At 29.4% G+C, this 25,368-nt stretch carries 21 protein-coding genes and 1 riboswitch; of the genes, 8 read left to right on the top strand and 13 right to left on the bottom strand.

Annotated features, from left to right (window positions below; translation table 11 throughout):
• Positions 1 to 209: 209 nt before the first annotated feature.
• Complete coding sequence (locus tag ACTG48_RS02890; RefSeq protein WP_479918074.1) at positions 210 to 704, bottom strand: threonine/serine exporter family protein; 495 nt, start codon at positions 702 to 704, stop codon at positions 210 to 212.
• Positions 705 to 1,466, bottom strand: a complete 762-nt coding sequence (locus ACTG48_RS02885) for a threonine/serine exporter family protein (RefSeq protein WP_065388354.1) — start codon at positions 1,464 to 1,466, stop codon at positions 705 to 707. It lies immediately after the preceding gene.
• 699 nt (positions 1,467 to 2,165) lie between these two features.
• Between ACTG48_RS02885 and ACTG48_RS02880 the strand changes: the two genes are divergently transcribed.
• Positions 2,166 to 5,000: a sigma-54-dependent transcriptional regulator gene (locus ACTG48_RS02880; protein ID WP_479918073.1), complete on the top strand. Its 2,835-nt coding sequence runs from the start codon at positions 2,166 to 2,168 to the stop codon at positions 4,998 to 5,000.
• A gap of 57 nt (positions 5,001 to 5,057) precedes the next feature.
• Positions 5,058 to 6,287, top strand: a complete 1,230-nt coding sequence (locus ACTG48_RS02875; protein WP_479918072.1) for a D-alanyl-D-alanine carboxypeptidase family protein — start codon at positions 5,058 to 5,060, stop codon at positions 6,285 to 6,287.
• 537 nt (positions 6,288 to 6,824) lie between these two features.
• Here ACTG48_RS02875 and ACTG48_RS02870 read toward each other — a convergent pair.
• The 8 genes from ACTG48_RS02870 to ACTG48_RS02835 form a co-directional block, all read right to left on the bottom strand.
• Complete coding sequence (locus ACTG48_RS02870; RefSeq protein WP_479918071.1) at positions 6,825 to 11,261, bottom strand: cell wall-binding repeat-containing protein; 4,437 nt, start codon at positions 11,259 to 11,261, stop codon at positions 6,825 to 6,827.
• Between the two features lie 431 nt (positions 11,262 to 11,692).
• Positions 11,693 to 13,087: a HAMP domain-containing sensor histidine kinase gene (locus tag ACTG48_RS02865; protein WP_479918070.1), complete on the bottom strand. Its 1,395-nt coding sequence runs from the start codon at positions 13,085 to 13,087 to the stop codon at positions 11,693 to 11,695.
• Positions 13,080 to 13,727: a response regulator transcription factor gene (locus ACTG48_RS02860; RefSeq protein ID WP_479918069.1), complete on the bottom strand. Its 648-nt coding sequence runs from the start codon at positions 13,725 to 13,727 to the stop codon at positions 13,080 to 13,082. The genes ACTG48_RS02865 and ACTG48_RS02860 overlap by 8 nt, the downstream gene beginning before the upstream one ends.
• Before the next feature lie 350 nt (positions 13,728 to 14,077).
• The gene (locus tag ACTG48_RS02855) at positions 14,078 to 14,917 is read right to left on the bottom strand and encodes a PTS system mannose/fructose/sorbose family transporter subunit IID (protein WP_479918068.1); all 840 of its coding nucleotides are present in this window, start codon (positions 14,915 to 14,917) and stop codon (positions 14,078 to 14,080) included.
• A gap of 23 nt (positions 14,918 to 14,940) precedes the next feature.
• The gene (locus ACTG48_RS02850; protein WP_021382929.1) at positions 14,941 to 15,699 is read right to left on the bottom strand and encodes a PTS mannose/fructose/sorbose/N-acetylgalactosamine transporter subunit IIC; all 759 of its coding nucleotides are present in this window, start codon (positions 15,697 to 15,699) and stop codon (positions 14,941 to 14,943) included.
• Positions 15,700 to 15,744: 45 nt separating this feature from the next.
• Positions 15,745 to 16,218, bottom strand: a complete 474-nt coding sequence (locus ACTG48_RS02845; RefSeq protein ID WP_021382910.1) for a PTS sugar transporter subunit IIB — start codon at positions 16,216 to 16,218, stop codon at positions 15,745 to 15,747.
• A gap of 27 nt (positions 16,219 to 16,245) precedes the next feature.
• Positions 16,246 to 16,653 (bottom strand): PTS sugar transporter subunit IIA, encoded by a 408-nt coding sequence (locus ACTG48_RS02840; protein WP_021382961.1) that lies wholly within the window; start codon positions 16,651 to 16,653, stop codon positions 16,246 to 16,248.
• Between the two features lie 67 nt (positions 16,654 to 16,720).
• Entirely contained in the window at positions 16,721 to 17,773 is a 1,053-nt protein-coding gene (locus ACTG48_RS02835) for a galactitol-1-phosphate 5-dehydrogenase (RefSeq protein ID WP_479918067.1), read from the bottom strand.
• A gap of 397 nt (positions 17,774 to 18,170) precedes the next feature.
• Between ACTG48_RS02835 and ACTG48_RS02830 the strand changes: the two genes are divergently transcribed.
• Positions 18,171 to 18,851, top strand: a complete 681-nt coding sequence (locus ACTG48_RS02830) for a phosphoribosylaminoimidazolesuccinocarboxamide synthase (protein WP_021382918.1) — start codon at positions 18,171 to 18,173, stop codon at positions 18,849 to 18,851.
• A 136-nt stretch (positions 18,852 to 18,987) separates the two neighbouring features.
• Here ACTG48_RS02830 and sugE read toward each other — a convergent pair whose 3' ends face one another.
• On the bottom strand, positions 18,988 to 19,308 hold the full coding sequence (gene sugE, locus ACTG48_RS02825; protein WP_021382962.1) for a quaternary ammonium compound efflux SMR transporter SugE: 321 nt from the start codon (positions 19,306 to 19,308) through the stop codon (positions 18,988 to 18,990).
• A 67-nt stretch (positions 19,309 to 19,375) separates the two neighbouring features.
• Positions 19,376 to 19,481, bottom strand: a riboswitch (guanidine-I (ykkC/yxkD leader).
• Between the two features lie 206 nt (positions 19,482 to 19,687).
• On the opposite strand from sugE, the gene ACTG48_RS02820 reads away from it, so the two are divergent.
• Positions 19,688 to 20,515, top strand: coding sequence for a carbon-nitrogen hydrolase family protein (locus ACTG48_RS02820; RefSeq protein ID WP_479918066.1), 828 nt, complete (start codon positions 19,688 to 19,690; stop codon positions 20,513 to 20,515).
• A 167-nt stretch (positions 20,516 to 20,682) separates the two neighbouring features.
• On the opposite strand, the gene ACTG48_RS02815 is transcribed toward ACTG48_RS02820, so the two are convergent.
• Together ACTG48_RS02815 and ACTG48_RS02810 are read right to left on the bottom strand one after the other, a co-directional pair.
• On the bottom strand, positions 20,683 to 20,859 hold the full coding sequence (locus ACTG48_RS02815; RefSeq protein WP_021382925.1) for an indolepyruvate ferredoxin oxidoreductase subunit alpha: 177 nt from the start codon (positions 20,857 to 20,859) through the stop codon (positions 20,683 to 20,685).
• A gap of 28 nt (positions 20,860 to 20,887) precedes the next feature.
• Complete coding sequence (locus ACTG48_RS02810) at positions 20,888 to 21,259, bottom strand: pyridoxamine 5'-phosphate oxidase family protein (RefSeq protein ID WP_021382922.1); 372 nt, start codon at positions 21,257 to 21,259, stop codon at positions 20,888 to 20,890.
• 242 nt (positions 21,260 to 21,501) lie between these two features.
• Here ACTG48_RS02810 and ACTG48_RS02805 point away from each other — a divergent pair, with 242 nt between their 5' ends.
• From ACTG48_RS02805 to ACTG48_RS02790, 4 genes are all read left to right on the top strand, one after another.
• Complete coding sequence (locus tag ACTG48_RS02805; protein ID WP_021382933.1) at positions 21,502 to 22,005, top strand: Rrf2 family transcriptional regulator; 504 nt, start codon at positions 21,502 to 21,504, stop codon at positions 22,003 to 22,005.
• Positions 22,006 to 22,710: 705 nt separating this feature from the next.
• Entirely contained in the window at positions 22,711 to 23,385 is a 675-nt protein-coding gene (locus tag ACTG48_RS02800) for a response regulator transcription factor (protein WP_479918065.1), read from the top strand.
• On the top strand, positions 23,373 to 24,533 hold the full coding sequence (locus ACTG48_RS02795) for a sensor histidine kinase (protein WP_479918064.1): 1,161 nt from the start codon (positions 23,373 to 23,375) through the stop codon (positions 24,531 to 24,533). Before ACTG48_RS02800 ends, ACTG48_RS02795 begins: the two co-directional genes overlap by 13 nt.
• Before the next feature lie 166 nt (positions 24,534 to 24,699).
• Positions 24,700 to 25,368: an ABC transporter ATP-binding protein gene (locus tag ACTG48_RS02790; protein ID WP_479918063.1), complete on the top strand. Its 669-nt coding sequence runs from the start codon at positions 24,700 to 24,702 to the stop codon at positions 25,366 to 25,368.

Genomic DNA, 25,368 nt, shown 5'->3' with positions numbered 1-25,368 from the left:
CTTTTAATTTAAATTAAGGTTTCTAGCATTGGTACAAATTTTTTGGTACAAACTGAACACTAAAACTTACACCCATAATGCAAGTTGTCAGTTTTTTGAAATAAAAAAAAACTATTTCCATAGAATAAGAATATCTTATCTAATTTGGATATTCTTATTCTATTTTATGTTATTATATTATCATCCTTTTACCTAAAAGTCAATTTTTTCTATTTTTGTGGCTTAATTTTATTTATACCCTTCTTATGTTTTTCATTTTCTTTTATTTTTGTAAACATTCCATATAAGTTTACTTTTCTAAATACTGTAGTTATAAATACTAGTCCCAACGCAATTGAACTTGCACAGGATAATGTACTTACACCATACTCTACTGCTTTGATATAATTGTTTGTCAAGGCAGAATACATAGTATTATATATTCCATAGCCTGGTACTAATATTATTAAGCAACATACACTTAATGTAGTTGCTGGAGTCATATAAATCCTAGCACATAACTCGCAATATATTGCAAAGCATACTGTAGCTATAAAGAAACATAGATTTTCGGTTACTCCCATATTCAAACAAAATTTATATGAAAACCAAGCAATACTCCCACCTATCCCTGACAGTATCAAATTCTTTCCTTTCATATTAAATAGTACTCCAAAGCTTAAGGCTGTAAAAAAAGCTGCTATTACTTCTATAAATAAATGCATTTATATCCCCCCTAACTTGAAGTACAATCCAAGTACCAAGAACATTCCTACTGCTATAGATACACCTATAAAAAATACTTCTGCCAACTTTGCAAGACCAGAAATCAATTGTCCATCCAATAAATCTCTTAAAGCATTAGTCAGCGCTAGACCAGGGACTAATAACATTATCGCTCCTGCTATCAGATGGTCTATCGTCTTTATAAACCCAAGCTTCAAGATTATAATAGAACAAAGGGCTATAATAACTGCCCCAATTGCATTTACAAAGAAATCATTTAATGATGATTTATTTAAGTACATGGTAACGAACTTAGTCAGAATTCCCACAGTAAATGCGGCTATAAACTCTTCTATATTTCCTCCAAATAGTATAGAGAAAGTTGCTGCTGCAATACCTGCAAAAAATATTGTTATCAAATCTGAATAGTAATTATCTTCACTTATCTCGTCTAAAATTTTCTCACATAGTTCAATGTCTAAATTATTTATACTTATTGCCCTTGATAATGAATTAACCTCGTGAACCAGATTTAGGTCTACTCTTCTTGAACTTATTCTTTTAATTGCTGAATGTAATTTTCCATCTACAAACACAGACGCCATTACAGCTGTTGGAGTCGCAAATACGTCTACATGGTCTATCCCAAAAGATTGACATATTCTAGCTATCGTTTCTTCAACTCTATAAGTTTCTCCTCCGCTTTGCAACATAGCTTTACCTGCGTTTGAGGAAAAGTTTAAAATTCTATCTATATCCACAAAACATATCTCCCATTCTTTTATAGTATTATTCATATTTTATTACAAGATGTTGTTTATTTAAACTAGTTTAAATAAACAATATCCAATATTTACATTTTATGAAAAAATTTGTTTTTTATGCTTGTCAAAACTAAATTTTAAAGTTATTTACAGCATAAAATGGCTGAATAATATATAACAAACACTTTCAACCATTGATATAATCTTTTAAATTGTACAGACTTCTCTGCAATAAAACTATCTATTTTCCAATTTTTTGATTTTTAAATTTCTATAAATTTTACATCAACGTAATAGCTGTATATTTATAGTATAAAACATCACTCTTATGATACAAAATATAATTTGTAAATTTATCTATGTAAATTATCCATAACTTTATAAGTTACTTTCATATTGCTTCATATATATCTACCATACATCAATAAATGATACTTCATATATTAATTTATGGTAGATATATACTAAAAAACTCATATTTATTTATGTAACAACATAATATTCTACTTAAATTCATAAAAATCTATATCCAATATAATGCAACTCTTATTTTAACATCATCCATTACACAAAACAACATATTAAAAAGTAAAATACAAAATATCCACTATAAACCTTATTTTAATACTGAATATATATTATAATATATTTAATATAACTTAAATATAACTTAAATATAAAGAAAGGAGGCAATATATGCTAAGAAAAGATAAGGTTCTATTATCACTACATAAATTATGTGAAAATATAACTTTAAAAGACCTTCAATCAGATAAAACTGGATTTACTACAATAGAAGTTGCTAACCATTCATCTCTTGATAGAAGTAATACCAGTAAAGAATTAAATAACTTATTTAATGAAAAAAAAGTTATAAAGATACCTGGCAAACCCATTTTGTTTTTACATGCTGGAATTATTGAAAATTTAATTGGTCATACTTTAGACAGCTCTGAGTTTTCTATACGTAATTGTAATGAACTGCTTGAATCAAGTAAAAATGATTCAGAAGATATTTTTTCAACATTACTTGGACACGATTCTAGTCTTAAGTTAGCTATAGAAAAAGCTAAATCTGCTATACTCTATCCTCCAAAAGGTCTTAATACATTACTCATAGGACCTACTGGTGTTGGAAAAAGTACATTTGCTGAAACAATGTACAAATATGCTGTAGAAAGTAGTGTCTTTTCTTCTGAAAGTAAATTTGTTGTATTTAACTGTGCTGAATATGCAGAGAATGCTAACTTACTCTTAAGTAATTTATTTGGTTATGTTAAAGGTTCTTTTACTGGTGCTAATAAGGATAAATTCGGGATAGTCACACAGGCTGATGGAGGTATATTATTTTTAGATGAAATACATAGATTACCCCCAGAAGGTCAAGAGATGCTTTTTCTTTTGATGGACAAAGGCATATACAGACGATTAGGAGAATCTGATATCGTACATAAAGCTACTGTTTTTATTGTGTGTGCCACAACAGAAGATATACATTCTTCTCTACTTGGGACTTTTTTAAGAAGAATCCCAGTTACAATTAACCTACCTTCTTTACAGGATAGGTCCTTAAAAGAAAGATTATCTCTTATTAAATATTTCTTTATTATAGAATCTAAATATACTAATGCAACTATAAGAGTTCACAAAGATGTAATTAAATCTTTACTTCTCTATGATTGTTTTGGTAATATTGGTCAACTTAAATCTGACATACAACTTATGAGTGCAAGAGCCTTTTTAAATTATAAGACTGGTTTAAAAGAGAATATAGAAATAGATTTGTCCCTTGTTCCTGATTACATCTATACTGGTCTTTTAAAATTGAATGAAAATCGCAGTAATCTAAATAAATTATCAGAACTTGATTACATGCTTTTTTATGAATTTAATGGTAACAATTTAGAGGTTGAATATACAAAAGAACTGTCTAAATACAATATAGATACACCAAATAATGGGTTTAAATATTCTACAGAGATTCCTTATCTAGAAAATGATATAAGGAGTATGTTTATAAATTACATGGAGAAATACTCTACAAAATTACTTTCAATATCTTCAGTAACTCACTCTGATTATACAAGTAATGAAATTTTTAAGGTAATTAATCCAAAGATTTACTATGCTGTTGAACATTCTTTAAAAGAAGCTGAAAAAATATCGAGAAACAAATACACAAAACAAACTTATATCGCTCTTTCAATGCATATAAGTGCACTTATAGAAAATATAAATCAAGACACATATAATCCTAAGTACAATCTATATAATGATAAAATTTTCTTAGATAAAGATTTAAATATAGCTAAAATAGTTTTAAGTATAATTGAAAACGACTTACAAACATCTTTACCTAAAGATGAGGTAAAATTTATATCCATGTTCCTAAATAGCACATATCTTGAACCAAATAATCAATCTGAAAGTATAGGTGTCATAATACTTGCTCATGGAAATTCAACAGCCAGTAGTATGTGTGATGTAGCAAATTCATTACTTGGTACAAATCACTGTAATGCAATTGACATGCCTCTTGATGTAAAGGTAAGTACTATACTCGATAAAGCTATAGAATTGGTAAAAGAATGTGATGAAGGCAAGGGAGTGCTTCTTTTAACAGATATGGGCTCTCTTATAGCTTTTGGAGAACTTATTTCAGAAAAAACAAAAATTAGAATACGTTCTATTGAGATGGTGTCTACCCCAATAGTTTTAGAAGCAGTAAGAAAAAGTACACTACCAGAAATGACTTTGGATGAATTAGCTAATTCTTTAAGTTCTTTAAATCCATATATTGGACGAGCTGCAATTGACTCAACAGAAATAAATTATCCTGAGAAATCAAGAGAGTATGCCATAATAACGACTTGTATAACGGGTTATGGTTCAGCTATGAAGATAGCAGATTTTATAAACTCTTCACTTAAAAGTATCAATAAGTACAATATTAATTTAGTTCCTCATAATATAGAGAGTTTTAAAATGTATAGGAATAAATTTAGTAATACTAAAATCTTGGCAGTTGTTGGCAGTGTAGATTTTAATGTAGCTAATACCCCATTTATACACATAGAGGAACTCCTAAATGGGTATGGTCTAGATATGTTGAACAAGATAATAGAAGGTACATTTAACGCCAATAGTATTACTAATATAAAAGAAACAAATCTATCATATAACAGCTTAATAATAAATTTTATGTCTCAAAACTTAGAGCTTTTAGACTCAGTTAAGTTATTCAACTATGTCAATTCATCATTATTTTCACTAATAGAATTAATAGATGAAGGTCTAAAAAGTAAGTTTAAGCTAGGATATATACTTCACTGTTCTTTTATGATAGAAAGATGTTTTAAAAATACAAATTTTCCATATAATAACATTAATGAGTTAATTAGTAAAAATTATGAATTGTATAATTTAATACATGAGGCCTTTAAGCCAACAGAAGCTTATTTTAATATTTCAATACCAGATGAAGAAATTGCTTATATAATAGATATGATTAATGAGTATCTAGATAAATAAAACTTACAGCACCTACTTTGTGCATGTTAATTAATATATGAAACGGAGGATGAGATTTTGAAAAGAAAAATTAAACAGTTAATAGTACTTGCATTAATTTTTATATTTATAACTCCTGGATTTGCGTTTGCAGATACTCCACCAGTACCAAACTCTTCAAGAGCTGCACTACTTATAGACCAGGAAACTAAAAGAATATTATTTGAAAAAAACAGTGATGAAAAGATGCCTCTAGCAAGTTTAAGTAAGATGATGACTTTTTTACTTGCAATAGAAGCAGTCAATAAGAATCAAGTAAAAGAAACTGATATGGTAAAGATAGACAAGTCTACAGCTTCAGTAGGTGGGTCTACTTGTAAACTTAAAGATGGTGATGAAATATCTCTAGGAGAGCTTATGCAAGGTCTTATGCTTGTATCAGGAAATGATGCTGCTATGGCTATAGCAAAGTATGTTGGTAAAACTGAAAAGAATTTTGTAAATATGATGAATAAGAAAGCTGAAGAAATAGGAATGATTGATACGTATTATTTTAATCCAAATGGGCTTCCTATATATACTGACCCAGAGCATAAGGAAGCACCTATTGAGAATATATCAACAGCTCATGATATAGTCGAGCTTGGAAAGTATATGTATGACCATTATGAAAATCAAGTTACTAGAATAACTACTATGCAAGTGTATAATGATACTAAGAAAGATTTTACACACTATAACACAAATCCACTACTTGTTTCAGTTCCTGGTGTTGATGGAATAAAGACAGGTTATACAGATAATGCTGGATATTGTCTTGCATTTTCTATGATGGTACCTAAAGATGCTAAAAATGAAAGAAATCATAGATTAATAGGTGTTGTCCTTGGCGATGGTAATAAAAAGAATAGAATTTCTTCTTCTGCTACTTTATTGAAGTATGGTAAAGATAATTTCTATTCTAAGAAGATAGCTCATAAGGGAGATGTTATAGAAACTCCTTGTGTTGATGGTGTTGATGATTTTAAGATAACTGTTAAGGTCGATAAAGATTTATATGGAGTTGTTTCAGATAATGAGAATATCCATCCTAAGATAGTGTTTAAAAATATGAGTTATCCTATTCATAAGGGAGATATTGTTGGTGTTGCAAAGTATTATAATGATTCTGGTAAGTTTGTTGGTAGTGTTGATGTGAAAAGTGAAAGTAATATAGGATGTATTCCTTTGAAGGATAAGATTAAGATTAAGGTTGCTAAGATAAATAGAAAGCTTGAGGTTAAAAATTCTGTTTGTTTTAAGGCTTAGGTTAGATGAGATTTATGAGAGACTCCACTTTATGGTGGGGTTTTTTGTTTTATACAAAAAATTAAAATAGTGGCAACAATTGAGGATGTGAGGGAGAGTTGCCACTATTTTGTATAGGGTATTATATTATGTTTTTAAGCTAGTTTTACTATCTTCTATGTTTATATAATAACTCTTGTGTGTGAATTTAATAGATAATTCATATGAAAATTATGTGAAGTTTTAAATTAGTTTTCTAAAGTAGTAATACCTAGAAAATAATGTTACACTAAATTTTTTCTAAATACTCAATTCTCATATTATTTTATAAATTTATTCAAACATTACTCCAATATCTTGCAAATATTCTTGTATTTTCATAAGAAATATTATTTCTATTATATCGTTTCTAACTATATATACCTCATTTTTAATTATTTAAAATATTCAAAATTTAATATGAATCTGATTTTAAATTTACTAATTTAACATAAAAAAGAGGTATAAGTAAGTTTACTTTTATGTAAATTTACTTACAACCTCTTTCATATATTAATTCTATTTATTAAGGTTAAAAATATTCACTGCTATTCTCCCTAATAAAGATGATACAGTTGTTACTGTTTTAGCTGGTACTGTTACCTCTATCTCTGCTGTATCTGCTGTTTTACTACTTGATGTATGTGTTACTGTAAATACTAATTTTACTTTTGTTTCTGCATCTGGTGGCGCTATTGTTCCGTCTGTCGCTATAACACTTTCATTTGTTGATGATTTTATTTTTATTGTATAACCACTTGCTACTGTTGGCATAGTTAATGTTGTTGCATCTTGTGTTGGTGGAGTTACACTTGTTATTTTATCTGCCTCCGCGTTTACTGCTAATTGCTCCGCATCTACAGCTGTTTTAGCTGGTACTGTTACCTCTATCTCTGCTGTATCTGCTGTTTTACTACTTGATGTATGTGTTACTGTAAATACTAATTTTACTTTTGTTTCTGCATCTGGTGGCGCTATTGTTCCGTCTGTCGCTATGACACTTTCATTTGTTGATGATTTTATTTTTATCGTATATCCACTTGCTACTGTTGGCATAGTTAATGTTGTTGCATCTTGTGTTGGTGGAGTTACACTTGTTATTTTATCTGCCTCTGCGTTTACTGCTAATTGCTCCGCATCTACAGCTGTTTTAGCTGGTACTGTTACCTCTATCTCTGCTGTATCTGCTGTTTTACTACTTGATGTATGTGTTACTGTAAATACTAATTTTACTTTTGTTTCTGCATCTGGTGGCGCTATTGTTCCGTCTGTCGCTATGACACTTTCATTTGTTGATGATTTTATTTTTATCGTATATCCACTTGCTACTGTTGGCATAGTTAATGTTGTTGCATCTTGTGTTGGTGGAGTTACACTTGTTATTTTATCTGCCTCCGCGTTTACTGCTAATTGCTCCGCATCTACAGCTGTTTTAGCTGGTACTGTTACCTCTATCTCTGCTGTATCTGCTGTTTTACTACTTGATGTATGTGTTACTGTAAATACTAATTTTACTTTTGTTTCTGCATCTGGTGGCGCTATTGTTCCGTCTGTCGCTATGACACTTTCATTTGTTGATGATTTTATTTTTATCGTATATCCACTTGCTACTGTTGGCATAGTTAATGTTGTTGCATCTTGTGTTGGTGGAGTTACACTTGTTATTTTATCTGCCTCTGCGTTTACTGCTAATTGCTCCGCATCTACAGCTGTTTTAGCTGGTACTGTTACCTCTATCTCTGCTGTATCTGCTGTTTTACTACTTGATGTATGTGTTACTGTAAATACTAATTTTACTTTTGTTTCTGCATCTGGTGGCGCTATTGTTCCGTCTGTCGCTATGACACTTTCATTTGTTGATGATTTTATTTTTATCGTATATCCACTTGCTACTGTTGGCATAGTTAATGTTGTTGCATCTTGTGTTGGTGGAGTTACACTTGTTATTTTATCTGCCTCTGCGTTTACTGCTAATTGCTCCGCATCTACAGCTGTTTTAGCTGGTACTGTTACCTCTATCTCTGCTGTATCTGCTGTTTTACTACTTGATGTATGTGTTACTGTAAATACTAATTTTACTTTTGTTTCTGCATCTGGTGGCGCTATTGTTCCGTCTGTCGCTATGACACTTTCATTTGTTGATGATTTTATTTTTATCGTATATCCACTTGCTACTGTTGGCATAGTTAATGTTGTTGCATCTTGTGTTGGTGGAGTTACACTTGTTATTTTATCTGCCTCCGCGTTTACTGCTAATTGCTCCGCATCTACAGCTGTTTTAGCTGGTACTGTTACCTCTATCTCTGCTGTATCTGCTGTTTTACTACTTGATGTATGTGTTACTGTAAATACTAATTTTACTTTTGTTTCTGCATCTGGTGGCGCTATTGTTCCGTCTGTCGCTATGACACTTTCATTTGTTGATGATTTTATTTTTATCGTATATCCACTTGCTACTGTTGGCATAGTTAATGTTGTTGCATCTTGTGTTGGTGGAGTTACACTTGTTATTTTATCTGCCTCTGCGTTTACTGCTAATTGCTCCGCATCTACAGCTGTTTTAGCTGGTACTGTTACCTCTATCTCTGCTGTATCTGCTGTTTTACTACTTGATGTATGTGTTACTGTAAATACTAATTTTACTTTTGTTTCTGCATCTGGTGGCGCTATTGTTCCGTCTGTCGCTATAACACTTTCATTTGTTGATGATTTTATTTTTATCGTATATCCACTTGCTACTGTTGGCATAGTTAATGTTGTTGCATCTTGTGCTGGTGGAGTTACACTTGTTATTTTATCTGCCTCTGCTTGCACTTCTGCTTGTAATTCTCCATCTGTTGATTTTGCTGGTACTACCACATCTATTTCTGATGTATCTGCTGTTTTACCACTTGATGTATGTGTCACTGTAAACACTAGTTTTACTGTTGTTTCTGCATTTGGTGGTATTATTGTTCCATCTTTTTTTATTACAGACTCATCACCTGCTGATTTTATTTCTATTTTATATCCACTTGCTACTGTTGGCATAGTTAATTTAGTCGCATCTTTTGCTGGTGCAGGTACACTTGTTACTTTTGCTGCCTCATTATTTACTGCTGTTTGTAATTCTTCATCAGTTGATTTTGCTGGTATTGTTACAGAAATTTCCTTTGTATCTGCTGTCTTTCCACTTGATGTATGTGTTACTGTAAACACTAATTTTACTGTTGTTGCTGTATTTGGTGGTAATATTGTTCCATCTTTTTTTATTACACTCTCATCACTTGATGATTTTATCTTTATTGTATATCCACTTGATACTGATGGCATAGTTAATTTAGTCGCATCTTTTGCTGGTGCAGTCACACTTGTTATTTTTGCTGCCTCATTATTTACTGATGTTTGACTAGAAGAACTTCCTCCTGAAGAAGAACCTCCTCCATGTGAACCTCCTCCACTTGATGAACTTCCTCCTGATGAGTTAGAACTTGGATTATTTCCACTTATAGATGGAGAATTATCTCCTTTAACAGTACTTATTGTACCCTTATTATCTATAGTAGTTCCTTTAGAATTATTTGTAACTGTAGTTATCTTTCCACCATTAGTCACTTTTACTTGACTTGCTCCAGATGCTACTGTTAAACTACCAATCTCACCTTTAGAATTATTCTCTATCTTAGCTCCATTTTTATCATTAACCTTTAAGTTAGTTATTTTTCCATAGTTAATGAAAGTTCCATCTTTTACATCATCTATAACTACATCATCTACTTTTGCATAGTTGTTTACATCCCCATTAGGCATATTGATAGTTACAGTCTTTGTATATGTACCATTTAAGTTTACTGTTACTGCTTTATCAGTTTGTATTGTAAATGCTTCTTTAACTTCACTAGTTGGTTTAAAGTTTATAACATCATTAGCAGTAGCTTTATCTACAGCTGATTTTAACTCAGAAATTGTTTTAGCTTCAACTGTGCTTACTTCTTGTAATGATTTCATTTCATTAAATGCTGTCTCATTGCCATTTCCACCAACTTTAGTTATTTTGTCAAAACTCTTAGAGTTTACTAAAGATTTTTGCGAAGCTGATAAATTCTTTCCAACTAGAACTACTGGTGATTGGTTTTTAGCTCCTAATACACCTACTGCTAATGCATCTATAAGTTGGTCTTGTTTAGCCATACCATCTTTAGTTACATATGCATTTTTTAAATCTGTCTTTTTATAGAATTCTTTTACTACTTTTGCATTTGTATCATTTCTATCTGTTCCACCTAATCTTGTACTATTTGGCAGTTTATTTTTAACAGCTTCAGAAACTGAACTCTCCCCGCCAACTACATAAGATTGAGTTATTCCTGCATCTTTTATAAATTTATCTGCAGCTGCTGTTCCATTTTTAGAATCAGCAAGTATTACTGGCATATTATTTTGAGCAGCTGGTGCTCCCACGCTTACTGCATCTGCAAGTCCTTTTTCGCCATTAACTACAGCTATTTTCTTAACATCACTTATAGCATCTAATCTCTTAGCTAATTCTAATGATGTTTGGTATCTTTCAGATCCAGAGATTCTTTCAAAAGATATTTTCAAATCTTTTATTTGTTTTTCTATATTTGTACTTAATACAGAAGTTCCACCTATTAAGTATATTTTTTTAGCTTTTAATCTTTGTATTTCTGCTTTTGTCTTATCATTTAATTTATCTTTACCTGTTAAAAGTATTGGAGCATTTTTTGCCTTTGCAAATGGTGTTGCAGATAAGGCATCTGCTATAGATGAGTCATTTACTACTACTACTTCATCAGCATTTTTCCATCCATCTTGACTTATTTTAACAGCAGTCTCATATCTTTCTTGTCCTGTTAAATTTGTTGCTACAGTTTGTGCACTAGCTATCCCTGCTGTTGAACTTCCAGCTATCATTGTAACTGTAAGCATAGCAGCAATCTTCTTTGGTATTTTCATTATATTTTTCCCCCTTGTCCATTTGATAACACTTAAATTTTTCAGCTTTGTTCCCGTTCTAATTCTAAGGGATACTTAATGCCTAATTTTAAAGAGGTTTTCTAACTATAATGATTTCATAATTAATATATAATTTATTTACTATTTTTTTATATTGCAGTTATCATAAAGGAATAAAGAAGTTTTCTAATTAATTGAAAAATTAGTAAATTTAGATTTTAAAGTGAATTTAATTTTTTTGTTAATGAATTGTGGTAAAAAAGAGAATTTTGCACAAAAAAAGTAGCCTTTAGAATTAAAAGTACTACTTTATTTGCAAATAAATTTTATTATTTATACTTGTAATTATATATTAAATAACCAATTTTATCCATATGAAAAATAAATAATTATGATGTTTTTTTAATTATTCTTTATATTTTAATTTAAATTTAAATTACTTTTATAAAGATAATATAAAATTCTATCATTCCATCACAAATTTCAACCCTGTATCCAAAATTATTTTCTTCAAGTATAGTTCTCACTATAGTAAGACCAAGACCCGTGCCAGAAAGTTCTTTACTTCTCGACTTCTCTAAAACATAAAAAGGCTTCCATATATTCTCAATATCATCTTCCATATCATAATCTATACCATTTTTTATAGATAACACAACATTCTCATTCTCTTTAAAAAGATTAATCTCTATTTCATTATTACTAGTATACTTTATCGCATTGCTAATCAAATTATTAAATACCATATCTATACTATCTTTATCTGAACTTATTCTAAGTTCTTTATCATCTATACTACACTTAACTTTTATACTACCTCTATCAATTAAAAGCTCATAGTTTTTTAAACTTTTATACAATCTCTCCTTTAAGTCCACTGGATGCAAATTAACTTCTCTTTTCTCATATTTTGCCCAATATAAAAGAGTATTTATTGTATTAGTCATATTTTCTGCCTGCTCAATTATCGTATCAGTATAGGTACCATCATCCAACCCATCTTTCATCCCTATCGCATATGCTTTTATGAGTGCTATTGGAGTTTTCATTTCATGAGATGCATCTGATATAAAAGATTTTAGATTCTTATTTCTCTTATTCAATTCATTATGTGCTTTTTCAAGTTTTACACTCATTATGTTTATACTATAAGCTAATTCCTCTATTTCATCATTAGTTTTTATTGCTTCAGTCCTAAAATTTAATTCAGATATATCTTTAGATAGAAGCTTTAATTTTTCCATAGGTCTTATAATTCTGTTTGATAATATAAATATAAGTATAGTCATTATGACTACTGAAAAGATTCCCATAATTATATTAAACCTATTTACAATCCCAATAGTTTCTTCAGAATGTTCTATAGGTATAGATATGGCAAACAAGTAATTATCTTTCTTCATAAATTTTACAAGTAAACTATATTTCGTTTTACCCTGATTATATATTTTATTTATACTTTTATTATCAATATTTTTTAAGCTATCTTCTTCAATCCAAAATTTATTTAAACTTAGACCTTTCTTCCAAAATTCACTTAACAAATCTTGATTTATTTTATCTATATTACCTTTATCTTTGTAATTCTTATCTAATTCTATATATACAATAGCTGTATTATTTTTTGCTTCAATCGAATCAATATCTGATTTTAATTTATTTATATCGTTATGTTTGATTTTATCTGCAATATTATCCAATACATTTCTTTTCTCGTGTAAATAATATCTATGAATAAACATACTATTTATAGTTATAGACATTATATAAACAGCTACAACTACTATAGATATGCTTATGGACAATTTTTTGTTTAGTTTAGTCATCAAAATCCTCCAGACTATACCCTAACCCTCTGTAAGTTTTTATTATGTCCTCCCCTATTTTCGCCCTTAACCTTCTTATATGAGTATCTACTGTTCTAAAATCCCCATCATAATCCAAGCCCCATACTAAATCTAAAAGTTTCTCCCTAGATAAAACAATCCCCTTATTATTAATTAAACAACGCATTAATTCTAATTCTTTTTTAGTCAATATCAGCTCTTTCTCATTTTTAAAAACTTTATTTGCACCAAAATCTATTTTTAAATCTTTAATATTAATTGTATCTTTATAATTTACTAATTTCTTAGCCCTTATTATCAAAACTCTAGGGTCAAATGGTTTTTTAATATATTCATCTGCTCCTATATTGAGTGCTTCTATTTCATCTTCACTCTGACTTTTGGCCGTCAACATAAGAACTTTTGTATTACTATTTTCCTTTATCTCTTTGCAGACCTCTATTCCATCAATTATTGGCATCATCCAGTCTAGTACTGCTAGGTCTATCTTATTCTCATAAAAAATATCTAATGCTTCTTCTCCATTTTTTGCAGTAAGTACATTAAAGTTTTCCTTTTTAAAATATGCACAAAGTATCTTAAGCATGCTAACTTCATCATCAGCAATTAATATGTTCATCTATTCACACCCCTAAAATTTATTATCATATTTCATATTATATCCATTGTTTCAATTATATAAAATACATGTTACAAGAAGTTTACAATTATTTATAATATATTGATTACATATAATTGCTATCTTTTTGAGTCAACTTAAAATTTTATATCCAAATAAAAAAGTACCTCATCTAGATTAAAAATCTTTCTGAGATACTTTTTAAAAGATTATATACTCTGTGTAGCTTGTATAACCTTAAAAATCAATCTATTATAAATTTAATTACCCTAATCACTATACTTTTTACTACTCTCTTATAAACTTAATCAACCTATTTATAATCCTCTTTGACTATATAGTATATATATTTAAAATAATCCCACAATACCTGTAATAGCTCCCACTACTATTAATATAAACATTATTTTTATTGGAGAAAGACCTTTCTTTAAAGCAAAAAGTACTAATAAGGTAAGCACCAAAGGAATTAGTCCTGGGAATATCTTATCAAGTAAATCCGTTTGAAGGCTAAATTTAAAATCTCCACTAGTATAACTTATTGGTGTGGATAAATTAATAAATCTACCTACAAGCCCTCCCATAACTAAAGTTCCTAGTATAGAAGCTCCTTCTATAACCTTATTTACTATTCCACCTTGAAGTATACTTTCAACAGCTTTTTTACCATACTTATATCCACTTGTCCACATTCCAAAAGAAATTGAAGTCATTATTACATATTGAGCTATTACAAATAGTATAGGTCCTGCAATTGATGCTCCTCCCTCAGTTAAACCAATACAAACAGCTAATACTATTGGTGTTATAACTCCCTGAGTTAGAGTATCACCAATACCTGCTAATGGACCCATCAGGCCTGTTTTTATGGCATTCATACCATCGCCACTTATCTCATCTGCACCATTAGCTTTTTCTTCTTCCATTGCTATTGTTATTCCATGTATAACACATCCACATATAGGCTCTGTATTAAAAAATGCCAAATGAGTTTCAACTTCTTGTTTTAACTCTTCCTTATCTGGATATAATTTTTTAAGTACTGGTAACATTGAATGTGAAAATGCAGTTGATTGTAACCTTTCATAATTATAATTAGACTGTGCAAAGAAAAACCATCTTAGCCATGATTTTATTACATCCCTCTTACTTAACGTTTTCTTAGACACTTCACTTTTTGTATCTGACATAATATTTTCCCCCTCTCATGTATTTAAAATGTAGCACTATCTTTTCCGTACTTAATTGAAGTAATCGTAAGAGCAAGTATTACCCCAATAACAGATATTACTATTATATCCACTTTAAAATAAACAGCCATCAATATTCCTAATATGAAAAAGGGCATCGTAAATTTATTTCCAATCAATTTTAAATTCATAGCAATTCCAAGTGCTGGTAACATCGCTCCAATTACATTAAATACATGAAGTACATTCTCATTCATTACTTCCAACATACCATCTATAGCATTTGGACCAAAATAAACCACTAATAATGCAGGTATAAAACTCATTGCAAATAATAGTATCTGTGGTGGAACTATATTTATAAACGCTACCTTGTCGACATTACCCTTTTGAACTTCCTTATCAGCCCAATGTGCAAAAAAAGAATTTACTGTCATTTTTCCAATCCAAAGTACAGTTGCGACAGTACCTAATGGGACAGCTATTGCCATTGCAGTACTTACATCTAGCTTAGATGCTATAGCTAAAGCAGTCCCCACATATCCTGCAAAAGCTGGGTCTCCCATCTGTGCCCCTCCTGCTGATATAAAACCTAAATATATCATATTTATACCCGCTCCTATAATTGCTCCTTGGACAGGGTCTCCTAATATAATTCCTGTTACAAATCCTGCTAACAAAGGTCTATTCCATGTAAAAAATCCAACATAAGTCAGCCATGGACTCCAAGAAAGATAATAAAAAATTGCTATTAATACTGCTTGAATTAGTGAAATTTGCATAGATTTCCTCCTTATTTATTTCTAAAGATTCAAAAGATAGTATTTTTATAATAAAGTTCCTACATCAATTTTTTTTGCATCTGGTACTATTTGTATAAAGCACTTAATATCCTTTGATATTAGTTCTTTAAATATTTCTTTTTCTTCATCTGATACAGATATATTTTTATAAAAACTTCTTCTCCCAAGTCCGGCTCCCATACCCCCGACGTTTAGCTCTTTTAAATCTACTCCATTGTTTACTAAACCCAAAACAGTTTTAGGGTATTTAACTAAGACGATTAAATTTTCATCCCCATTATATGATTTTAATACCTCAGCACCTGACTCTACATCATGTACCTCAACCTTAACAGTTGATGGTGCTGCCATTTGTAAAACTTGAACTATGAATGGGTCTTTTACAACCAAATCATCCACTATTACTATCCTTTTTGCTGATGTAATCTTACACCAAGCAGTAATCACCTGACCATGTATCAATCTATCATCAATTCTTGTTAATGCTATATTACTCATAATAATTCCTCCAGTTTTTAATTTATTTTATATATTTAAAGCTGCTTTTACATCTTTAATCCCTGATACTCCAACTTCTTCACATAGATTCTTTAACTCTATTAACTTCATGTTCTCTCTATTTAAAAATAATTCTAAAAGCATAGGTAAATTTACACCTGTTAAACATTCCAAGTCACATACTTTAGCAAACTTATTTATTACAATCGCAGATGTATTAAATGGAGTTCCACCATAAAAGTCAAGCAATAATAAAACACCTTCATCTTTATATTTTTCAATTTCATTTTCTAATCTTTTACTAAAATCATCTATACTGTCACCATGGTTTAATCCTAAAGTTTCTACTTTTTCCTGTTTACCTACTATTAATTCAGCACTTTCTAACATTGCTTTAGCCATATTTCCATGTGCAGCTATAACTATTCCTGCCATATGAATCATACCTTTCTTAACTAAACTTTTTTATATAGATTATAGATTATTACTCTAGCATTCTAATCTAATTAGCTACATTAATCATTATCTTACCAAAGAAGATATCTCTTTTGTATATTTTTTCAAAATAAGATGGCACTTCGTCCAAGTTTATTCTATGTGTTACTAATTTTTCAACATTCATGTCCCCTTTCTGCATGTGATATAACCCAGCACTCCATTCTTTTCCTGGAAATGGGAATGAATTTCCAAACCAAGTTCCCTTTACGGTTAATTCACTTCTTACTATCTTCTCAAATTGTTCTCTAGTCAAAGCTACATCTCCATATGGTACACCTGCATACAGTACTGTCCCTCCTTTTTTGGCTAACAACAATACTTGACCGCATGTCATTGGAGTTCCTGCTGATTCAATAACAACATCTGCTCCAGCTCCATTAGTTAAATTTTTTACTTCATTTATAAGATTCTTATCTTTTGCATTTATACAAATATCTGCTCCTAACTCTTTTGCTAATTCTAATTTCTCATCAAATACGTCCACAGCTATTATTTTTGTAGAACCAAATATCTTTGCCCATTGTATTGAGAATAATCCTATTGGTCCTGTTCCAAGTACCACAACAGTATCTCCAACTCTAGTCTCTGACCTGAAAAGACCATGTCCTGCTATACATACTGGTTCTAAAGCAGCAGCTGTTTCATAGCTTATTTCATCTGGTATTTTTATTAAATTTCTTTCTTTTACCTTTGTATATTCAGCAAAGCACCCCCCAAGTTCTTTATTTCCTATTATCGATACATTATTGCATCTCGAATATAATCCTTTTTTACATTCATCACACTCAAAGCATGGCATCGCTGGGCAAACAGCAACTCTATCTCCTATTTTAAAATTTTTTACTTCTGAACCAACCTGAGCTACTTCTCCAGAAAATTCATGACCTAAAATTTCGCCTACCATATGTGGACCTGTCTTTGAATACTTCGATATATCAGAACCACATATTCCAGCTACTTTTACTTTAACTATTACATCATCTTTTTCTAATATTTTTGGTACCTCTACATCTTCAATTCTTGTGTCTCTTATACCATAGAATCTAACTGACTTCACTATTAATCACCCCTATTATTTATTCTATTTAAATATACATTCATTTTTATATGTTAAATATATAGAGCAATTTCCATGCCAATATATGTAAATACTGTTTTCATGCGGTTTGTCAAATTATCATTAAATGTGTGTTAAAGTGTGTCAAAAATTATTTATATTAAAGCCTATGTGTGTCAATGTAAATGACACTCACCTTCTACACTAAGTCTTTTATTATAAAACCCATAAAATGTACTTTTTTTATTATTTTTATAAAAATGTTCGGAAATTTTACTTCTATTTGTGATATAATATTAAATATAAGGTATCAATATAAATTTTCATGCGAATATCAGAACTTTTTTGACACTAATGCCTTATTCAATATAATAATTTAACTTTTTGGAGGTTGTTTATGAAAAAAGTGTATCAAGGAAAGACTAAAGATGTTTTTGAACTAGATAATGGAAATTACTTACTTAAATTTAAGGACGATGTAACTGGTAAAGATGGTGTATTTGACCCAGGCGAAAATAGTGTAGGTCTAAGTATAGATGGAATTGGTAGAGCTAATTTAGAGACATCTGTTAAGTTTTTTGAAATTCTAAACAATGCTGGAATTAAAACTCATTATGTAGGTGCTAACTTAGAAGAAGCAACTATGGAAGTTCTACCAGCAAAAGTTTTTGGTAATGGATTAGAAGTTATTTGTCGTTATAGAGCTGTTGGTAGTTTCTTACGTCGTTATGGTTCATGCGTTGAAGAAGGTGCTAAACTAGATTGTTATGTAGAAGCAACTTTAAAAGACGATGACCGTTGTGACCCACTTATAACATCTGAAGGTTTAGAAGCTTTAAATATTATGACTCAAGCTCAATTTGATTCAATGAAAAGTATGACTCAAAAAATTTCTAATATAGTTCGTGATACTATAGCTGAAAAAGGACTTGAGCTTTATGATATCAAATTTGAATTTGGATTCTACAATGATGAAGTAATATTAATAGATGAAATAGCATCTGGAAATATGCGTGTTTATAAAGATGGTGTAATAGTTGACCCTATGGATTTAACTGCTCTTTTATTAGCAAAATAATACATAGTATATACATATAATTTTCAAATATAATAAACTTATAAAAAAAGCTATGAAATGAAGACTTTTTCAATATTAATTATTTTAAAATATTTAAAAAATCTTTACTTTCATAGCTTATTTAAATTAATTCATTCTAATTAGTAGACAGTAACTTTAAACCTACAATCCCTACCACAATAAGACCTATACATGCAATTCTAGCTATACTGATAGGCTCATTTAATATAGCAATCCCCACAATAGCTGTACCAACGGTACCAATTCCAGTCCATATAGCATATGAAGTTCCAAGTGGAAGATGTTTAAGTGCTAATGATAAAAAGTAAAAACTTATAATCATTCCAACAATAGTAAGTATACTTGGAGTCAATCTAGAAAATCCATGCGAATTTTTTAGTTGAAAAGCCCAAAAAACCTCAAACAAACCTGCAATAAATAAAAATAACCATTTCATAAAATAATCCCTCTCCTCAAATTTCTCATTTTTTACAAATAAAATAACCTGAGAAATATTCTAAAATATCTCCCAGGTTTTTATCCTTCCGTGTTCACAGCAAAACTATGCTGTGGGTTTTATCTTGGACCAGACCAATCATTAATAATTGCGGAACCCTATAAAACTCTATTAATTATTCTATTGTATTTATAATAATACTATCAACATATATAAGAAAAGTCAATATATGGATACAACAGATAATTATAATAATATCTATGTACTTTTTTAGATATACTTATAAGTCCTTTTCTTACCTCTTTATGGAAATCTAAGAATATCTAATTTTTATTTAATATGTTATAATAACATAAAAATATTGAAAGGAGTAATTTCTATGAATTCTTATAAAATTGCAGTATGTCAGATGATAACTACAGAAAATAAAATTGAAAATATCAATCATGCTGTAGAAATGGTAACAGAAGCTGCCATCAATGGAGCTAAAATTGTGATTTTGCCAGAAATGTTTAACTGTCCATATGAAAATAAATATTTTCCTAAATTTGCTGAAGAATATCTAGGTGAAACAACAGCGGTATTGAGTAAGTTAGCCGAAAAACATGGAATCTATCTAGTTTCTGGTAGTATACCAGAATTAGAAGATGGAAAAATCTATAATACTTGCTATGTATTTGATAAAAATGGAACTCTAATTGGAAAACACCGTAAAATGCACTTATTTGATATTGAAGTTACAGGAAAGGTTAGCTTTAAAGAATCCGATACTCTTACAGCAGGAAATGATGTTACTGTAATAGATACTGAGTATGGAAAAGTTGGTATAGCTATTTGTTATGACATTCGATTCCCTGAATTATCACGTTTAATGGCTCTTAAAGGTGCTGAAATCGTTATCTTACCTGCTGCGTTTAATATGACTACTGGCCCTGCTCATTGGGAGTTATCTATAAGAATGCGTGCTTTAGATAATCAAATATTCTATGTTGGTGCTGCACCTGCTAGAAATAAAGATGCTTCCTACATAGCTTATGGTAATTCAAGAATTTCAGACCCTTGGGGAAAAATTATTGCTCAAGCTGATGAAAAGGAATGTATTATTTATGCTGATATTGATAGAGATTTAATTCCTGACATAAGACAGCAATTACCATTGCTTAAACATAGAAGAACAGACTTATATGAGCTTAAAACTTTGAAATAATAGACATATAATAGAAGAGGCTGTCGCATGAGCAAATTAAATTTGTTCTGCAATAGCTCCTTCTGCTTGTATATTAACAAATACTACTCTCTTCACTACATTCCATAGTTTTGACTTAACAAATAAATCATTATCTTACTGTCAATTACATTTACTTAATAACATTTCTATTGCTTTGAAGATATACATTTTTTAGGGCATATAAGTTGACAAGCTCCGCAGTCAACACATACAGATTCATTGATTATTCTTTTTTCTTCTAATTTTGTTATACACCCAACCTTACACACTCTCTCGCAAGAGCCACAACCTATACAATTAGATTTATTGATTCTTCTTGGCATAATTCTCTCCTTAAACTTAAGATATGTTTTATAAAGTTTGTTTACAAGACTCAACTGTAATTTCTAACACTCTTGTTAAAAAAGGAAATTTATCTGCCATCATTTTAAAATCACTTCCTTCTTTTAAGAATCTGGCTTTTCCTTCAAGTAAAAATCCTGTTCCCATGTATCTATATCCCATTACCTCGTGACTACCAATAGTTAATTTAACTTTAGAGTTGATATTTATATTTTCCTCTGTTTTAATCATTGCAGCTGCTGGAATTAAAATTTTATTTTCATCAGCAAGAACTATATAACTATTCCAAGTATTAGATACATGAGCCTCGCTATTGTTATAAGTTACTATGGAAACTACGCCTTCATTATTTAATACTTCGAAAAACTTTTCTGTAAACATCTTATATTTCCTCCTGTATATTAAGAATAATTTTTAAATTGATGAATATTTAAAAGATATATTAAAGATATTTATTATCGCCGATATATCTTGTCTTTAATTATAATATAATAGTTTTTATACTATGTCAATGATAAAAATTATATTATTTTATAAGATTTGATAATAAGGTAATGGGTTGAATGATAATTAATAATAATGTATTATTAAAGATATTATTTTAGAGAAGGAGTTTTGCTGTAATGAAGTTTTCAATAGGAGTAGAATATGCACTACATTGTTTATTATATATGGTAAATTTAGAAGAAGGTAAATCTGTTGGAATCAGAGATTTGGCAACATTTCAAGGAATATCAGAGACTTATCTATCGAAAATATATGCTAAATTAAGTAAATCAGGAATAGTAAAATCTGTTCCAGGAGTAAAAGGTGGGTATACATTAGCTCGTGATGCAAAAGATATAACATTTTGGAATGTTATTGAAGCAGTAGAGGGAAAGGAATCATTCTTCCAATGTGCAGAAATTAGACAAAATAACATATTATTAGATAAGGAAAATTTACCAGATACACATACTAAGTGTCCTTGTTTAATAAAAGTAGTAATGTTAGAAGCTGAAAATGAAATGAAAAATTACTTGAATAATAAGACTTTATCATGGTTATATAATCAAGTATATAATAATATACTTCCTAAAGAGATGGAAAAAGCTACAATAGAATGGTTTAAAAATACTGAAAAATGATTTATTAGAGAGGTTACGTACTAGAAAATAGCACCACACCCTTTTTATAGTATGTAACTTCCATCTTGATTACTAATCTATCCACTAATAAATATATATCATTATCTTATTAAATATCCTTAATGTTTTCTTTCATCATACCTTCCAACTTTACATTTGAATTATGAATACTTTATTTGGTATTATTATAATTCCTAAATAAATATTATTTTTTGTAGATACTTGCTCTTTTAGGCTCATTTGAATTTATTATTCTCTTATTTAAAACTATATAAAACAAAATTAGTTGATATGTCAATTATATTTTAATCCAATATAAAAAGCAATAATAATTGATATATCAACTAATTAATGTATATTCATTCGTTTTTATAAGTTTTTATAATTTATCTGATTTTTAATCAATCGCCTTACTCAGTTAAATCTTTTCCTTTCTATATATCTGTCCTCCATTCTACATATCTGTTTTCCATTTAAATTATAAGGCTTCATCAGTTAAAGTTTTACATTTACAAGTATTAAATATAAAATATATCTTCATTTAAAATTACCAACAATCATATGCTTGATTTATTTAATATATCAAAATATACTAACTTTAATGATTAAGTTTTGGCATATACCTAAAAATTTGAGAATTTATTGAGATTTTTATACTAAAATTAAACATACTTTAAATGCTTTTATTTAGAAAGGAGAATTTTTATGAACAATAAAATACTTGTTGTAGATGATGAAGAAGGTATAATAACACTCTTAAAAGACTACTTTGAAATGAATGATTATGAGGTCTACACTGCTCAAAGTGGAAAAATTGCATTAGAAAAAATATCTATAAACCCAGATATCATTTTACTTGATATAAATATGCCTGAAATAGATGGGATTGAGGTCTGTAATAGAGTTAGAGATTATGTATCATGCCCTATTCTGTTTCTTACTGCTAAGATTGAAAATGCCGATAAGATAAATGGTTTTCGTGCTGGTGCTGATGATTACATTGTGAAACCTTTCGACTTAGATGAACTTGGAGCTAGAGTATCTGCTCATCTAAGACGTGAACAAAGAAAATCAAATCAAACTAAAATTAAATTTTATAATGATTTAGTAATAGATTATGAGAAAAAGTCGATTTCTATAGATAATAATCTAGTCTCCCTTTCAAAGAAAGAATTTGATATAGTAGAGCTTCTTTCCATGAATCCTGGTCAAGTATTTGATAGAGAAAGAATTTATGATAGAATCTGGGGATACAATAGTAATGGTAATAGCGATGTTATAATGGAACATATTAGAAAAATACGAATCAAATTATCAAAATATACTCTTGAAAATTACATAGAAACAGTATGGGGAGTTGGTTATAAATGGATAAAATAAATGATATGTCACTAAAAAAATCTTTCTTTGTTCTTACCTTATCTTCTCTAATTATAGCATCAATACTTACAGCTCTATCATACATTTTACTTAATAATATATATAAGTCTATACAAGATAAATATTTGGGAACACCTCTACATACAGGGACTATAACCATAATGCAGAATAATATTAACCAGTTCAGTGATTATGATAAAACATTACTTAATATAATTAGTACACTTCAGTTTGTGCTTCCACTTGTATTTTTTATAGGTTTTTTATTATTGGCTGATATAATTTTTTATAGGATAAAATTGAAAACACCTATTGAAATACTCAATAAAGGTGCAATGGAAATATCCCATAATAACTTAGACTTTTGCTTAGAATACAAGAGTAATGATGAATTAGGTAATCTATGCAATGCTTTTGATAAAATGAGGACAGAACTAAAGAAAAACAATATAAATATGTGGACTATGATTAATGATAGAAAACAGCTTAATACTGCTTTTTCTCATGATTTAAGAAATCCTCTAACAGTTCTAAAAGGTTACTCAAATTATTTAACAAAATACATACCAACAGGAAAACTTACTGACGAAAAAATTTTATCAACTACTCAACTTATGTCTGAACATATCAATAGAATCGAATGTTATGTGGAAAATATGAGTAGTTCTCAACGATTAGAAGATTGGGTTGTTTCAAAATCTTTATCAAGTATAGACAAGTTTATAAAAAACTTAGATAGAAATCTATCTATTATTGCTGAACAAGAGAAAAAATCTTTTACACTTACAAACAAAATAAATAATATAAACCTATTGTTTGATGAAAATATTATTCTTAGAGTTATTGAAAATATAATATCAAATGCTTTTAGATATGCGAAAAATAATATATCCATACTTATATATCTTGAACAAGAGCTCCTTACATTTATAATTGAAGATGATGGTATAGGATTTAGTGAAGAATCTCTAAAATCAGCCTTAAAACCTTTCTATAGAGATAAGATTTCAAATAACAACAACATGCACTTTGGTATGGGTCTTTATATATCTAAAATATTATGTGAAAAACATGGTGGCTCTATTTACGTTGAAAATAACTCAGCCAATAGTGCTAAAATTACAGCTAAATTCTCAACAAAAAATTAAAGCAATTTTATAAGATTATTACTTCTCTTCTATAAATTTTGTTAATTAGAATTTATAAAGTATATCCTTTTGAAATAAACTCTTAAATAAATAAAATTAGAAAGTTGAGAAAAAATTGAGTTTTAAAACTTACACTCTTCTTATATAGAAAAGGAGAGTGTTTTTTATGATTATAAAAGCAAAGCAATTATCAAAGATATATGGTTCTGGCAACAATAAAGTTATTGCACTCAATAATGTCAATTTAGAAATAAAATCAGGTGAATTTGTTTCTATAATTGGACCTTCTGGAAGTGGAAAAAGTACGCTTTTACATATTTTAAGTGGTTTAGATAACCCTACCTCTGGGCAAGTGTTACTTGATGATAAAGATATATATAAATATAGTGAAAAAGAATTATCTGCTCTTAGAAGAAAGTCCTTTGGATTCGTTTTTCAGCAGTTTAATCTTTTACCTGTTCTTACAGCATCTGAAAATATTTCAATGCCTGTACTTCTAGATAAGAAACAGCCTGATAAAAAATACTTAAATGAAATCTCGTCATTACTTGGAATCACAGATAGGCTTCACCATCTTCCTCATGAGCTTTCAGGAGGTCAGCAACAAAGAGTTGCAATTGCTAGAGCACTTATTGCAAAACCAAATATAGTATTTGCTGATGAACCCACAGGAAACTTAGACAGTAAAAGTGGTAGTGAGGTTATGAATCTTCTTATCAAAACTTCAAAGCAGTTTGGTAAAACTTTAGTAGTAATCACCCATGATGATAGAATTGCAAAACTTGCTGATAGAAGACTTTCAATTATTGATGGTGTGCTTATGGAGGTGGAATAA

This window comes from Clostridioides sp. LIBA-6822, from assembly GCF_056688955.1.
Note: the sequence above shows the minus strand (reverse complement) of the source record. Positions and strands in the feature narration are given on the sequence as shown.